The 13,891-nt window shown below is 56.7% G+C and carries 15 protein-coding genes; 1 reads left to right on the forward strand and 14 read right to left on the reverse strand.

Features of this window, described 5'->3' with window-relative positions:
* From ACFQ14_RS09195 to ACFQ14_RS09210, 4 genes are read right to left on the reverse strand one after another with little or no spacing between them, the layout of a single operon-like run.
* The gene (locus ACFQ14_RS09195) at positions 1-2,457 is read right to left on the reverse strand and encodes a GcvT family protein (protein WP_377212439.1); all 2,457 of its coding nucleotides are present in this window, start codon (positions 2,455-2,457) and stop codon (positions 1-3) included.
* A complete protein-coding gene (locus ACFQ14_RS09200; RefSeq protein ID WP_377212440.1) occupies positions 2,457-3,356 on the reverse strand; it encodes a homocysteine S-methyltransferase family protein in 900 nt (299 codons plus the stop codon). Before ACFQ14_RS09200 ends, ACFQ14_RS09195 begins: the two co-directional genes overlap by 1 nt.
* Entirely contained in the window at positions 3,353-5,821 is a 2,469-nt protein-coding gene (locus ACFQ14_RS09205) for a GcvT family protein (protein WP_377212441.1), read from the reverse strand. Before ACFQ14_RS09205 ends, ACFQ14_RS09200 begins: the two co-directional genes overlap by 4 nt.
* 14 nt (positions 5,822-5,835) lie before the next feature.
* The gene (locus tag ACFQ14_RS09210) at positions 5,836-6,426 is read right to left on the reverse strand and encodes a helix-turn-helix domain-containing protein (RefSeq protein ID WP_377212442.1); all 591 of its coding nucleotides are present in this window, start codon (positions 6,424-6,426) and stop codon (positions 5,836-5,838) included.
* A gap of 166 nt (positions 6,427-6,592) precedes the next feature.
* Between ACFQ14_RS09210 and ACFQ14_RS09215 the strand changes: the two genes are divergently transcribed.
* Positions 6,593-7,273 (forward strand): nitroreductase, encoded by a 681-nt coding sequence (locus ACFQ14_RS09215; protein WP_377212443.1) that lies wholly within the window; start codon positions 6,593-6,595, stop codon positions 7,271-7,273.
* On the opposite strand, the gene ACFQ14_RS09220 is transcribed toward ACFQ14_RS09215, so the two are convergent.
* The 10 genes from ACFQ14_RS09220 to ccmA all read right to left on the reverse strand — a co-directional run bounded on the left by ACFQ14_RS09220 (position 7,270) and on the right by ccmA (position 13,865).
* Entirely contained in the window at positions 7,270-8,022 is a 753-nt protein-coding gene (locus tag ACFQ14_RS09220) for a glutamine amidotransferase (RefSeq protein ID WP_377212444.1), read from the reverse strand. The two genes, ACFQ14_RS09215 and ACFQ14_RS09220, sit on opposite strands and share 4 nt — an antisense overlap.
* On the reverse strand, positions 8,019-8,501 hold the full coding sequence (locus ACFQ14_RS09225; RefSeq protein WP_377212445.1) for a tellurite resistance TerB family protein: 483 nt from the start codon (positions 8,499-8,501) through the stop codon (positions 8,019-8,021). The genes ACFQ14_RS09220 and ACFQ14_RS09225 overlap by 4 nt, the downstream gene beginning before the upstream one ends.
* A gap of 172 nt (positions 8,502-8,673) precedes the next feature.
* Positions 8,674-9,216: a 50S ribosomal protein L19 gene (rplS, locus tag ACFQ14_RS09230; protein ID WP_377212446.1), complete on the reverse strand. Its 543-nt coding sequence runs from the start codon at positions 9,214-9,216 to the stop codon at positions 8,674-8,676.
* A gap of 243 nt (positions 9,217-9,459) precedes the next feature.
* Positions 9,460-10,155, reverse strand: coding sequence for a tRNA (guanosine(37)-N1)-methyltransferase TrmD (gene trmD / locus ACFQ14_RS09235; RefSeq protein ID WP_377212447.1), 696 nt, complete (start codon positions 10,153-10,155; stop codon positions 9,460-9,462).
* 70 nt (positions 10,156-10,225) lie between these two features.
* Positions 10,226-10,648 (reverse strand): DUF2794 domain-containing protein, encoded by a 423-nt coding sequence (locus tag ACFQ14_RS09240; RefSeq protein WP_377212448.1) that lies wholly within the window; start codon positions 10,646-10,648, stop codon positions 10,226-10,228.
* 359 nt (positions 10,649-11,007) lie between these two features.
* Entirely contained in the window at positions 11,008-11,586 is a 579-nt protein-coding gene (locus ACFQ14_RS09245) for a DsbE family thiol:disulfide interchange protein (RefSeq protein ID WP_377212449.1), read from the reverse strand.
* On the reverse strand, positions 11,579-11,764 hold the full coding sequence (gene ccmD / locus ACFQ14_RS09250) for a heme exporter protein CcmD (protein ID WP_377212450.1): 186 nt from the start codon (positions 11,762-11,764) through the stop codon (positions 11,579-11,581). The genes ACFQ14_RS09245 and ccmD overlap by 8 nt, the downstream gene beginning before the upstream one ends.
* Positions 11,761-12,528, reverse strand: coding sequence for a heme ABC transporter permease CcmC (ccmC, locus tag ACFQ14_RS09255; protein ID WP_377212451.1), 768 nt, complete (start codon positions 12,526-12,528; stop codon positions 11,761-11,763). Before ccmC ends, ccmD begins: the two co-directional genes overlap by 4 nt.
* A 60-nt stretch (positions 12,529-12,588) precedes the next feature.
* Complete coding sequence (ccmB, locus tag ACFQ14_RS09260) at positions 12,589-13,248, reverse strand: heme exporter protein CcmB (RefSeq protein ID WP_377212452.1); 660 nt, start codon at positions 13,246-13,248, stop codon at positions 12,589-12,591.
* Entirely contained in the window at positions 13,245-13,865 is a 621-nt protein-coding gene (ccmA, locus tag ACFQ14_RS09265; RefSeq protein WP_377212453.1) for a heme ABC exporter ATP-binding protein CcmA, read from the reverse strand. Before ccmA ends, ccmB begins: the two co-directional genes overlap by 4 nt.
* Between the last annotated feature and the right edge of the window lie 26 nt (positions 13,866-13,891).

The following is a 13,891-nucleotide window of genomic DNA, read 5'->3' on the forward strand; positions in this document are numbered from 1 at the left end:
CTAAGCCTTCACCCGTTCGCTTTTGGGGTCATACATCGGGCGCAAGCTCGCCTCTGCCGCAACACGCACGCCTGCAATCTCAATCTCGTAGTTTGATCCCAAAACATCCTCCGCACTTTCGCCCTCGCACGGCACGTAGCCCATGCCAATGGCGCCACCGAGTGTGTGTCCATAATTGGCCGATGTCACGTAAGAAACGATTTCGCCATCGCGCACGATTGGCTCGTTGTGATAGAGCAGCGGCTCTGGTTCGCGCAGCTTGAACTGCACCATGCGGCTGGATAGCCCAGCTTCCTTCTTGCGCAACACCGCTTCGCGCCCGATGAAAGCCTCCTTGTTCAGCTTCACCGCAAAGCCCAGCCCCGCCTCCAGCACATGGTCTTCCTCGGTAATGTCATGGCCGAAATGGCGGAAAGCTTTTTCGATGCGCAGCGAATCCATCATGTGCATTCCGCACAGCTTCAGCCCCATATCTGAGCCCGCCTCGCTCAGCACCTCGAAAGCGTGGGCGCACATATCACTGGTCATGTAGAGCTCCCAGCCCAGCTCGCCCACATAGGTGACGCGGTGAGCGCGGGCGAGGCCCATGCCAAGCTCGATCTCGTGCGCCGTTCCAAACGGGTGGTTGGCATTGCTCCAATCGTGGGGCGAAACCTTCTCCAGCAGGGTCCGAGCGTTAGGCCCCATCACCGCCAAGACACCTTCGTTAGCCGTCACGTCCACGATGGCAACTGCGAAGTCGCCGATATGGCGACGCATCCACGAAAGCTCCCGCGGCACGGTCGCCGCTGGCGTGACGACGATGTAAGCCGTCTCGGAGAGGCGCGTGACCGTTACATCGGCTTCAATGCCACCGCGCTCATTCAAGAATTGCGTGTAAACGATCTTGCCCACCGCGACCGAAACATCGTTCCCACAAATACGGTTCAGAAACGCTTCCGCATCGCGCCCCTCAACGCGGATTTTGCCGAAAGAAGACATATCATACATGCCCACATTGGTGCGCACCGCCTCGTGCTCCCGTCGCGCGTTCGCGAACCAATTCTGGCGTTTCCATGAATAGTCATATTCGCGCTTTTCGCCATCATCGGCGAACCAATTGGCACGCTCCCATCCCGCCACTTCGCCAAACACAGCGCCCTTGGCTTTCAAATGCTCATGGAAAGGCGTGCGGCGCACACCCCGCGCCGTCGCCATCTGGCGAAAGGGAAAATGGTCGGCGTAGAGCAGACCCAAAGTCTCCGTTACGCGGGCTTCCAGATAGGTCTTGTTCTTCATGAAAGGCTGCATCCGGCGGATATCAACATCCGACAGATCAAACGGCGGATAGCCGTGCTCCATCCAGTGCGCCAGCGCCATGCCAGCACCGCCAGACGATTGAATACCGACCGAATTAAAACCGGCGCAGACAAAGAAATTCTGCAATTCAGGCGCTTCGCCCAGGTGATAGGCATCGTCCGGCGTGAAGCTCTCTGGCCCGTTGAAAAACGTATGAATACCCGCTTCCGCCAGCGCAGGAAAACGGCTCACTGCCTTCTCAAGGATAGGCTCGAAGTGATCGAAATCTTCGGGCAACTGATCGAAGCAGAAGTCTTCAGGAATGCCTTTGACAGCCCACGGCTTAGAGACAGGTTCAAACGCCCCCAGCAAGATCTTGCCCGCATCTTCCTTGTAGTAGGCGCATTCATCCGGCACCCGCAGCACAGGCAATTGGGTCAATCCTTCAATGGCCTCGGTCACGATGTAAAAGTGCTCGCAAGCTTGCAGCGGCACCGAAACACCCGCCATGCGCCCAACCTCATGCGCCCACATGCCTCCGCAATTGACCACATAATCGGCATCAATCATGCCTTCGTCATCGATGCCGTCGCGCTTCCATGAAACACCGGTGACACGTCCATCAGCCTGATGAATAGCGGTGACCTTCACCCCTTCAATCACCTGCGCTCCATTCATCCTCGCCCCTTTGGCGAGCGCATGAGCGATGTTGCCGGGGTCGCCCTGCCCGTCCTTCGCCAAATAAACCGCGCCCGTCACATCATCGGTGTTGAGATGCGGATAGCGTACTTTTACATCGGCTGCGGAAATCTCCTCGATCTCCACCCCGAAGGCCCGCGCCATTGAGGCCTGCCGATAAATCTCTTCCCGCCGCTCATCAGTCAGCGCCACCGTGATTGACCCGCAGCGGCGAAAGCCCGTCGCAACGCCCGTCTCCGCTTCTAGCTCGCCGTAAAGTTCCTGCGAATATTTCGCCAACCGCGTCATGTTCTTCGTCGCACGAAGTTGGGCGATCAGGCCTGCTGCATGCCATGTCGTGCCGCTGGTAAGCTGTTTGCGCTCCAACAGAACAACATCTTTCCAGCCCAGTTTCGCGAGATGATAGGCCACCGAACAACCGGCAACGCCACCACCAATGATGACCGCACGGGCTTTTGAAGGAACGGGTTTCGCGTTCATCAGAACCTCCCCACAAGTGTGTGGCCAGCTGCCGTCAGGCGTTGCGCCAATTTTGCGATATGTGCGGGGCCGACTTCGCAGCACCCGCCGACCAGAGTTGCGCCCTGCTCCACCCAGCCCATGACGTGGTTCGCATAGGCATCGGGCCCCAAATCGGTTCGTTTGCCCATGCCTGCGACCGTACTGCCCAATGCCAAATCGCCCGCAGCATTGGTGAAGCCGTTGGCCCAGCCGCCATAGGGCAATCCGGTTTCAGCCATGATCGGCAGCGCCTGCGCGACCGCTTCCGGCCAAGAGCAATTGATAGCAACAGCCGCCGCGCCAGCTTCTTTCGCTGCGGCAGCGCCTTGGGCCACGCTTTCGCCGGAACGCAGTTTGGTGCCGTCATCGTCTTTTGCACTCATGCCACACCAGACTTCACAGCCAACTTCAGCGCCTGCGGTGACGGCTGCGCGAATTTCTTTCACCGAGGAAAGCGTCTCGCAAATGATCACATCCATCGCGTCCTTTTGCAGAGCAACAATGCGCCGATAGGTGGCAAGGCAAACTTCGTATTCTGGTGCTTTGTCTGGATGGTAGGAGCCAAAAAGCGGCGACAGGCAGCCACCCAAGGTCACACTACTATCGCCAGCAGCCGCTTTCATTATAGCCATGGCTTTTGTCTGCAGTGGCTCGAACAAATCTTCGCTTGCATCCCGCGCCAGCCGTTCCGGCGTCGCAGAATAGGCGTTCAACGTCATAACCTTGGCGCCAGCCTCCACATAGTCACGGTGAACAGCTTCCACGATTTCCGGCTCGTCCATCATCACCTTGGCCGACCAAAGCGGCGATGGTGGCTGGCTGGAACGGGCGATCAGTTCCTGACCCATCCCACCGTCCAGAAAGACGATGGCGTTCACGCCCGTATCCTCTCATTTGCCGGATCCCAAAGCGGCTCGTCTTTCTCGACAGTCGCAGGAAAACGCTCCCCGAAAATCTCTATCTCCAACTGCGTGCCCGGCTTGGCCAGATCAGCCTTGATCGTGCCAAGTGCGATAGATTTTCCGACGCGGTAGCCCCAGCCGCCAGACGTCGTCTCACCCACCACATCGTCGCCACTCCATACGGTCGACATATAGGGCGCGTCGTGGCCGTTGGCGGCGACGGTCATGGTAACAAAGCGTTTGGTCACGCCTTGCTGGCGCTCGTTTTCCAGCGCCGCCTTGCCCCGGAAGCTCTCCTTGTCGAATCTCACAAAACGGTCGAGGCCCGCTTCCAGCAGCGTGTAGTCGGTCGACAGATCGCCCTTCCAGGCGCGATAGCCTTTCTCCAGCCGCAGCGAATTGAGCGCATACATGCCAAAGGGTTTTGCGCCCGCTTCCAGCACTGCATCGTAGATAGCAGGCATCACCGCGTTCTTGGCGTGAATTTCCCAGCCCAGTTCACCAGCAAACGACACCCGCGCCAGATAGCAATCCTGCCCCGCTACTTTCGCGCTCTGGTGCGTCAGCCAACCGAGATCAAAGTCGGCCTCAGCGAGGGACGAAAGCACGTCCCGCGATTTCGGGCCTGTGACAATCAGGGTTGAGAAATCCCGCGTCCTGTCCGTCAGCGTAAGCCCTTCAGCCAGATGATTGCGCAACCATTCCTGATCGTGCCACTGGGCAGTCGCAGCCGTGATCAGAGTAAAATCATCCTCGCCGAGGCGGATGATCGACATCTCTGTCACCAACCGTCCTTTATCATCAGCAAAATAGCCAAGGTTCATCCGCCCCACTTTCGGCAAGCCGCCAGCAATCTGCTCGCGCAGCCAGTCTGCCGCTCCGTCGCCGGACAGCGTGAACCGCGAGAAGCCCGGCAGATCAAGCACGCCGCAACCGTCGCGCACGGCCTCAGCCTCTTGTTTCACGCGCCGCTCCCACGGGCCAGATCTACCCCAGGTGTGGGTTGCTTCCAGCGACGTGTCATCGCCTTCTTTGGCGAACCAATTGGCCCGCTCCCAGCCGTTGTAAGCACCCATCACACCGCCCAAAGCGACCACCTTGTCGTGCACCGGCGAGAGCTTCTTGTTGCGCGCAGCAGGCCACTCGTGATGCGGGAAATGCATGGCGTATTCGTTGCCGTAGACTTCCATACCCTTCTGGTTGCAATAATCCTGATCGCAATAATCGGTGAAACGGCGCGGATCGACCGCCCACATATCGTCTTCCGTACCGCCTTCGGTAATCCACTCGCAAAGAACCTTGCCGGCACCACCAGCCTGACAAATGCCGAAGGTGAATACGCACGCCTCAAACGCATTCGGCACACCAGGCATGGGCCCGATAAGCGGGTTGCCATCCGGCGTGTAGGGAATTGGACCATTGATGACTTTGTTGACGCCCACAGTGCCCAACATGGGCACCCGCGCCATAGCGTCTTCAATATGCCATTCAATGCGGTCGAGATCGTCTGGATAAAGCTGGAACGAGAAATCCTCCGGCATCGGATCTTCCGCCGTCATCCAATGGCCACGGCAATTGTTTTCATAGGGGCCGAGGTTCAACCCGTATTTTTCCTGCCGCAGATAATATGAGCTGTCGACATCGCGCAGGAGCGGCAGTTTTGCGCCCTTCTCCTTGCTCCATGCTTCCAGTTCGGGAATTTCGTCGGTGAGCAAGTATTGATGGCTCATCACCATCATCGGCAGAGTGCGAGCCATGCCTTCGCGGGCATAAGGCTTGAACCACTCGCCCACGCGTTGGGCATAATAGCCAGCTGCGTTCACCACGAATTCGCAGCGAATTTCGCCCTGCTCGGTCTCCACGATCCACTCGTCGTTTTCCCGCCGCACGCCCGTTGCCGGACAGAAACGCACGATCTTCGCACCCAGATCACGGGCGCCCTTGGCCAATGCCTGCGTCAACTGGGCCGGATCAATGTCACCATCATGGGGGTCGTAAAGACCACCGGCTAGATCATGGGTTTCAAGGAAGGGATAGCGCTCCTTCAGATCATCAACCGAGCACATATCGAGGTTCATGCCTTGATAGCGCCCCATGCCTTTGACCCGCTCAAACTCCTGCATCCGCTCTTTGGAATGCGCCAAACGGATGGAGCCGGTGACGTGATAGTTCATCGGATAGTCGACCTCAGCGCCCAAACGACGATACAACTCGGTCGAATAGCGCTGCATATTCATGACGGCCCAAGATGACGAAAATGTCGGAATGTTGCCAGCCGCGTGCCAGGTGGAGCCAGCGGTGAGCTCGTTCTTCTCCAGCAACACGCAATCGGTCCATCCAGCCTTCGCCAGATGGTAAAGCGCTGATGCACCCACGCATCCGCCGCCAATGATGACGACACGGGCGGTCGAGGGCAGTTTTGTTGTCGGTGCGTCGCTCATGGTTTCTCTCGTTTTCAGTAAACAGGGGGGCTTACAGTCCAGATCAGAACCGTCGGTTCCTCTCCCGGATTGCGCCAGCGATAGGGTTTGTGGTCGAAGCGGAACGTGTCTCCCGCATTAAGTTCAAACATCTCGTCTTCGATCCAAAGATCGAGACGGCCGGAGACGACATAGCCTGCTTCTTCGGTTTCGCGCAGGATCGGCGTCATCATTTCGGCACCCGGCTGAAATTCAGAGCGGAACATCTCGAAAGCTCCACCCAAGTCAGGCGACAGCAATTCTTCAACGATGCCGCTTTCGCGCGTTCCAAGCGAGCGCCGCCCGCCTGCCCGAACGATCACACCGCGTTCGCGCGGGTCCACATCGTCCGACATGAAGAACCAACTCGTCGGAACGCCAAGCGCCGAAGCGATGCTGCGCAGATCGTCGATGGAGGGGGAAGAAAGGCCTCGTTCAACCTGGCTGATAAATCCGACCGAGCGGCCAACTCTCAGCGCCAATTCGTTAAGGGTCAGGTTTTTGGATTTCCGTAACGCGCGCACGTCGTTGCCCAAGGCTTCCGCGTGGGCGGCATCATGGCTTTGCTGTTCAGCAGGAAATCCCAAAGTCTATCGGCTCCAAAACACGCAGCGACTGCATTTGAAGAAGAAAACCTCGTCCTCATGAAATTTACAAGAAAAATTTCACGAGGATTTGTCTTTTTGAAAGCAGCTTGATCGAATCCGCGCATCAGCGCAGGCTTTGCCAAATCTAAATGCCATGGAAATTCGCATGACAAACGCCGCCATCATCAACGAAGCTATTGCGGGCCGCCGATCGGTTCGCGCGTTTTTCGATACGCCAATACCGCGCCAAACCATCATAGACATTTTGCAAACCGCAGCCCGCGCTCCATCCGGCACCAACATGCAACCTTGGAAAGTGACTGTCGCCACCGGCGAAACGCTCAAGACCCTATGCGATGCCGTCGTGGGTGCCCATAACGACCCAAACTTTGAGCGTGAGCAGACCTACAAATACTATCCCGATCAATTCCCTGAACCCTTCCTGGCAAGGCGGCGCAAGGTGGGATGGGATATGTATGGCCTGCTAGGCATCGAAAAGGGCGACAAGGAAAAAATGCACGCTCAACACGGCGAGAACTATCGCTTCTTTGGCGCGCCCGTGGGCATGATGTTCACAATGGACAAGCGGCTGGAAATCGGCTCATGGCTGGACTACGGCATGTTCCTCCAAAACATCATGATAGCTGCCCGTGGGCACGGGTTGGAAACCTGCCCGCAGGCCGCATGGGCGCCGTTTCACAAAGTCATCCGCCCTGTTTTGAACATTCCAGATGAAGACATCGTGCTCTGCGGAATGGCGCTTGGCTATGAAGACACGGAAGCCACGATAAACACGCTGAAAGTGGATCGCGCCCCGTTGGAAGACTTCGCAGTTTTCTTGGACTAGGCGACTTTTGCGGCAATCAGTTCGTCGCGGTTGACCTCTGCTGGGTTTGCAGCAGTGCCGATAAATTTGTCGAGAAATTGATCCAGCCAGGCGCTGATGGCAGCGTCATGCACCATCCGCCCTTCGATGTGTTGCTTACGGTTTTGCGCACCGGGCAGCACCATTCTCTCCGCGCCCTTCACCGTCCAGCGCAACATCATCGCCAGCGTTAATTCAGTGTGGAACTGCAAGGCATAGGCGTGTTTGCCATAGGCGAACATCTGGTTGGGATAGACATCGCCCCTGGCCAGCAAGGTCGCCCCACGGGGCAAATCAAAACCTTCGCGGTGCCATTGATAGATGTGCTCGGGCCAGTGCTCCATGAACTCACGCCCCTGCTGTGTTGGCTCCAGCGGGTAATAGCCGACTTCAACCAAACCTTCAGGATGGGCTTCAACCGCACCGCCCAAATGCTTCACCAGCTTCTGCGCACCGAGACATATGCCCAGCAGCGGCCGCTCTTCTTTAAGAGGAACTGCCAGCCAATCGGTCTCGCGCTTAACGAATTCATCCGGGTCATTGGCGCTCATGGGTCCGCCAAACATGATCGCGCCGGCATGGTCGTCAAGGCTTTCCGGCAAATGATCACCCAGCGGCGGGCGGCGGATATCAAGCGAAAAACCACGCTCGACCAGCCGTTGACCAACGCGCCCGGGTGTTGAAGTTTCCTGATGCAGAATGATCAGGATCGGTCGGGTCTCAACGCTCATGAAAAGTCATCGCCCTTTGCGCCAGCGCGGTCTCGCACAATTGTTTTCAAACGCATGCGCCGCTCTGACGAGATGTTCAGCAATTCCGCAAGTCGCCAGACCATATTGTCCTCAAATTCGTGAATTTCCCCATCCGCATAGACCATTTCCCACAGGTCTTCGACAAGGCCCATTCGCTCGGTCTCATCCATCTGCGCTTTCAGAATACTGGTAAAAGCGTAGAGATCGATGGATTCGCTTTGCGCTTTCTTCGCATCTTCGGCTAGTTCGCGTGCCTGATCCGCGGTGAGATCATAGTGAGTTTCCAGCACCGTCAGAAGTTTGGCTTCTTCCTCGGATTGAATCTTGCCGTCCGCCGCCATGACGTGAACCATCAAGGCTGCAGCACACAGTTTTTTGTCGATTACCCGCGCGTTCTCAGGCTCACTGCTGTCGTCAGAGATTAAATCGCCCAAAAAATCTTTGATCGCACTGAACATGCCTGCTCCTGTAATTGCTCGCCAGTTTTAACAACGCTGATACGGCAATCAAGCCTCGCCAGTGCCGCACCAAATGCTGAAAAACCTAAACGCAAAAAGCGCCGGTCTTTCGACCGACGCCTTAGCTTCCCCGGAAAACCGGATCGTACGGCCTATACGCCGCACGAGATTCTTATTCGCTTTTGGCTTCTTCGCCAGCAGCAGCAGCTTCCGCTTCTGCGGCAGCAGCAGCGGCTGCGTCTTCCGCAGCTTTCTCAACAGCGAGAGCCTGAGCTGCAGCGACCTTCTCGGCCTCCATGCGCTCTTTCTCGGCCAGAAACGCAGCGCGTTCGGCTTCGTTGAGGTTTTTGGCACGGATATTCGTGTTCTCCACGATACGAGCGGATTTACCGCGACGACCACGCAGATAGTAAAGTTTAGCACGACGCACCTTACCACGACGAACGATCTCGACGCCTTCAACCAGCGGAGAATACATCGGGAACACGCGCTCTACGCCTTCGCCATAGGAGATTTTACGAACCGTGAAGCTTTCGTTCAAACCGGCGCCCTTGCGCGCAATGCACACGCCTTCATAGGCCTGCACGCGGGTTCTAGTTCCCTCGGTCACGCGCACGAGAACGCGCACTGTGTCACCGGGAGAGAAATCTGGAAATTTGCGCTTTTCTTCAATAGCAGCGGCTTGCTCGGCTTCGAGCTGTTGGATGATGTTCATCACACAAGACCTTTTTCTTTGCGTCCGGCCCCGCCCCGATATTCTCACGGATTTGGCGACCAGATCTTTTTGTTATGAAAGCCAGAGCGCCGCGTCCGATTGCCGTTCCACAAGCCAGCCCCAAGGCCAAATTGCGTCAGCCGCCGGATGATCGAAATCGACATCAATCAGGGCGATACACGTTCTCTTCGGTTTTTGCCGAAAGCGCAGGTGAGATAGGCCAAAGCGTACGACTTGTCCAGCCTATTCGCTCGTCTCATCGTCCAATAAGTCTGGTCGGCGCTTAAGCGTCAGCGCCAAAGCCTGTTCATGGCGCCACTCGTTGATCTTCGCGTGGTTTCCAGAGGTGAGAATCTGAGGAATTTCACGCCCCTCCCATTCGGCTGGCCGCGTATAATGAGGATGTTCCAACAGCCCGTTCTCAAAACTCTCATAAGTGCCGGAAACCGCGTTTCCCATAACGCCGGGCAGCAGACGCACAACCGCGTCCAACAGTGTCAGCGCAGCGATTTCGCCGCCAGACAGGATATAATCGCCGATGGAGACTTCTTGCAGGCCACGCCCGTCGATAACTCTTTGGTCAACCCCTTCAAACCGCCCACAAACGATCACCGCCCCATCTCTTTCTACCAATTCACGAACAAACTCCTGATCAAGCGTCCGCCCACGCGGGCTCATCAGCAAGCGAGGGCGTGGATCGCCTTCAGGCGAGACCGCGTCAATAGCCCTGCCCAAAACGTCCGCTCGCAGAACCATTCCTGCGCCACCACCCGCAGGCGTATCATCGACGTTTGCGTGTTTATCGGTAGCAAAGTCGCGAATGTTGACCGGCTCGCAAGTCCAATCTCCACGCGCCAGCGCTTTCCCGGCAAGGGAATGACCCAATGGACCAGGGAACATGTCGGGATAAAGCGTAAGAATGGAAGCACGAAAGGTCATAGCAAGTGTCTAAAGCGAACCTTCAGCGAATAACACGCCTGTACCGCAAAGAATTGGAGTGATGGTGAGCCTATTCCACCAATTTCAAACGGCGATCGAACACTTTCAGCACTTGGCGCAGCTCATGTCCGCGCTTCAACACCTTACCCGTATCGGCGATCACACTGTAAGCGCCTTGCTTGCGAGCCAGCTTCGGGTCTTTGACAATCGCAAAAAGCGCCCGTTCCGACGCTTTGCGATAAACAGAAAACACCGCCCTATCGGGCAGATGGTCAATCGCGTAATCCCGCCACTCCCCGTCGGCAACTCTGAACGAATAAAGGTTCAATATCGCGTTCAGCTCTTTGCGATCAAACGTCACCTGAGCGGCAGGCGTCGGATTGCCTGTGGATGCGATGATCGTGTTTGCGATGCCCGACGATTGCAGCGGACGCCGTTCGGCCAGAACGATCAGGTTATCACGGTGACGTTTGTTGCCGGAATGTGCGCTCATCTGGCCCCTTTGACGGTTTGCGGACGAATACAGTTTGCGCAGACGAAGACTTATTGGCAAGATCGAACTGACAGATCAGCCTTACACACGAACGGAATCGCACTGTAAGACTGTTTGATCGCAGCGCCACTTTTTGCGCTCTTTTTGACCACAATTGCCGAGCAGATTTGTGTTGTTGCCTCGGCACGCAAGCGCTCTTGTGCCCTTTTCACTGCCCCCCAGCCCCCCTGGGGCCTTGAGTTTGCTTCGTAACTTGACCGGGACTGTCTCTTCCCCGGAGACAGGCGCAAATTGAAAACCGGATTTCTGCTAGTCGCGGAAGTCCGGTTTTCTTTTATACAATCCGCTTCAAGCGTGACTTAAAGAGCGTCAATCGCTGTTTTCAGACCTTCCAGTTTATCTGGCGTCAGCGGTCCGATGACCTTATGGCGAACGATTCCGTCTTTATCGATCAGGAAAGTCTCCGGAATTCCATAAAAACCCCAATCCAGTGCAGCGCGACCACGCGGATCAATGCCAACACGGTCAAAAGGGTTGCCCAAACCGCCAAGGAACCGCAGAGCATTGCCCGGGTCGTCCTTGTAGTTGATGCCAACCACATCGAATCGCTCGTCATTAGCAAGGCTCATCAAGATTGGGTGCTCCGCACGGCACGGCGCACACCATGAAGCAAAGATATTCACCAGATGCGGTTTGCCCTTCATATCGCTGCTGGCAAGGCCGGGAACAGGAACGCCGTCGCGCTGCAAACGCGGCAGAGGCGGCAACGTGAATTCCGGCGCGGCACGGCCAACAAGCGCGGAGGGCAATTCTTGGCTATCGCGGCCAGAAAGCAATTGAACCAGAAAGAAAACCGCCATAGCGCCAAAAACCAGCAAGGGCAGAGCGACAAGCAGTTTGGATGAACCGCTTCTGGGCGGCGCAGCATCTTCACTCATTGGCAGCCTCCCGCGCAGCGGCACGGCGCAATCCATCAGCTTCCAGTTTAGCAAGCGAGGCTTTGCGCGCACGGCTTGTCAAAACAACCCAGCCGATCATCGCCAACAGCACAGCAAAGGTGATGCCATAAGCGCTGAAAATGAAGCCCGCATATTTCCACGACAGAACAGCGCTCATCGGCCTCGCGCCTCACGTACAGCGCGACGCTGCATGGAACGGATTTGCTGACGCTGAATTTCATTGCGCATAGCGCCCAGATGCAGCGTGATGAACAACAAAAGAAAAGCAAGCGCCATCACCAGCAGGGGCTGCAAGAACACGGAATCCATTTTCGGACCATCAGCCGTTAGAACGCTTGCGGGTTGGTGCAGGGTTACGAACCAATCGACGGAAAACTTGATGACAGGCAAAATCAACGCGCCGACCAAAATGAAAACGCTGGCCAGCCGAGCTGACACTGCGCTTTCTTCGATGGACCGCCAGAGCGCAATAAGTCCGAGATAGATCAACAGCAGAATTAGGAAAGACGTTAGCCGCGCATCCCATACCCACCATGTGCCCCACATAGGCCGACCCCAGATCGAGCCTGTTGCCAAGCCGATAAAAGTGAATGCAGCACCCAAGGGCGCAGCAGCACGCGAGGCAACGCCGGCAAGCGGGTGACGCCACACCAGCACACCAAGCGCACCCGACACCATCACCAGATACGTCCCCATTGCCATCCAGACGGCTGGGACGTGGACGAACATGATCTTGACCGTTCGGCCCTGTTGGTAATCTTCAGGCACCGAAAAACTCATCACCAAACCGATAGCAAACGTAATGGCTGTGGCAATCGCAAGCCAAGGCAGCACGACGCGCACGAAGCCAAGAAACCGCGTAGGGTTTGCCAGCGCCATAATGCCAGAAGGGCGCGCAATTTTTGTCGTGTCTGTTGTCATGAACTCTTCTTGGGGATTGTTGGCTCGGCTTTCAATTGTTCTGGGCACCCGTGCGGCAAATTACGCTCTGCCCTGACGCAGCGCGAGAGCTGCTCCCAGCGGCCCCAACACCATGAAGAACAGTGAAATAGCACACAATATCAGAAACGGCATTGTGAACGGGTCCGGGTCGGTGACCGCTCCACGGACGGCACCGACGCCAAAAATGACCACCGGGATACACAGCGGCAAAACAAGGATAGACAGCAACAGCCCTCCCCTCGGCAAACCAACAGTAACAGCAGCGCCAACCGCCCCGATGAAAGACAGCGCAGGCGTTCCCACCAATAGCGTGACGAACGTAGCCCCTATCGCAACCGGCTCCATCGTCAAAAACAGCGCGAAAACCGGCGAGACCAGCGCCAGAGGAAGGCCTGTGACAAGCCAATGGGCAAGACTTTTAACGAAGATCAACGCCGCAAGCGGTTGTCGCGCCATCATCAAGTGGTCCAGCGAGCCGTCCTCGCGGTCCACCTGAAAGAGTCGCTCTAAGCCAAGCAGTGATGCCAACATGGCACCAATCCATAAAACCGCACCACCAATGGTCGACAGCAATTGCGCGTTCGGCCCAACTGCGAAGGGAATGGCCACCACCACAGCAAGATAGAACAACAGCGCCGACCCCGCCCCTCCACCGGAACGCAAAGCCAAGCGGATTTCGCGCTTCAACAGTGCGATCACGACAGACTTGCCCCATCGAGCACCAGCGATTGCATATTGTCCAATCCCAACGAAATGTGGGTTGCGGCAATGACTATGCCGCCATCTTCCAGATGAGCGCCCATCAGGTCTGCGAACTGCTTCTGCGACACGGCGTCCATACCCGAAGTCGGCTCATCCAACAGCCAGATCGGGCGATAACTAATGAGCAACCGGGCAATGGATGCACGTCGCCGCATACCGGTGGAGAGATGCGAGAACGGGATGGATGAAAGACCACCGAGACCCACCATTTCCAGCGCCTCTTCGATCTCATAAAACGGCTGACCGGCAAAATCCTGCCAAAAGGCAAGGTTCTCCCCAACGCTCATCGCGCCTTTCATGGAATTATCCGGTCCAAGATAATGGCAAAGCTCTTCCAGCGAAGCCTCGCCAAATTCTTCAGGCTTATCTGCCAAGCCGACAGTGCCAGCTTCAATTGGCAACAGCCCGGCAATACCCCGCAGAAGCGTGGATTTGCCCGTCCCGTTTTCGCCTGTGATGACGAGCGCAGAACCGGACGCCACATCGAACGAAAGTCCGTGCAACACCACGTCTTCACCGCGCAGGAGGGTTAGATTGTCAGCCACAAGTCTCATGGCTGCACCCTGTAACGAGATTTACC

Origin of the sequence: Pseudahrensia aquimaris, from assembly GCF_042676045.1 — a bacterium.
Taxonomy (GTDB): domain Bacteria; phylum Pseudomonadota; class Alphaproteobacteria; order Rhizobiales; family Rhizobiaceae; genus Pseudahrensia; species Pseudahrensia aquimaris.

Bases quoted from the DNA above. Each gene is read 5' to 3' on its own strand.
- ACFQ14_RS09195 (WP_377212439.1), bottom strand. From the start codon at position 2,457: ATGAACGCGAAACCCGTTCCTTCAAAAGCCCGTGCGGTCATCATTGGT.
- ACFQ14_RS09205 (WP_377212441.1), bottom strand. From the start codon at position 5,821: ATGAGCGACGCACCGACAACAAAACTGCCCTCGACCGCCCGTGTCGTC.
- ACFQ14_RS09215 (WP_377212443.1), top strand. From the start codon at position 6,593: ATGACAAACGCCGCCATCATCAACGAAGCTATTGCGGGCCGCCGATCG.
- ACFQ14_RS09220 (WP_377212444.1), bottom strand. From the start codon at position 8,022: ATGAGCGTTGAGACCCGACCGATCCTGATCATTCTGCATCAGGAAACT.
- ACFQ14_RS09225 (WP_377212445.1), bottom strand. From the start codon at position 8,501: ATGTTCAGTGCGATCAAAGATTTTTTGGGCGATTTAATCTCTGACGAC.
- rplS (WP_377212446.1), bottom strand. From the start codon at position 9,216: ATGAACATCATCCAACAGCTCGAAGCCGAGCAAGCCGCTGCTATTGAA.
- trmD (WP_377212447.1), bottom strand. From the start codon at position 10,155: ATGACCTTTCGTGCTTCCATTCTTACGCTTTATCCCGACATGTTCCCT.
- ACFQ14_RS09240 (WP_377212448.1), bottom strand. From the start codon at position 10,648: ATGAGCGCACATTCCGGCAACAAACGTCACCGTGATAACCTGATCGTT.
- ACFQ14_RS09245 (WP_377212449.1), bottom strand. From the start codon at position 11,586: ATGAGTGAAGATGCTGCGCCGCCCAGAAGCGGTTCATCCAAACTGCTT.
- ccmD (WP_377212450.1), bottom strand. From the start codon at position 11,764: ATGAGCGCTGTTCTGTCGTGGAAATATGCGGGCTTCATTTTCAGCGCT.
- ccmC (WP_377212451.1), bottom strand. From the start codon at position 12,528: ATGACAACAGACACGACAAAAATTGCGCGCCCTTCTGGCATTATGGCG.
- ccmA (WP_377212453.1), bottom strand. From the start codon at position 13,865: ATGAGACTTGTGGCTGACAATCTAACCCTCCTGCGCGGTGAAGACGTG.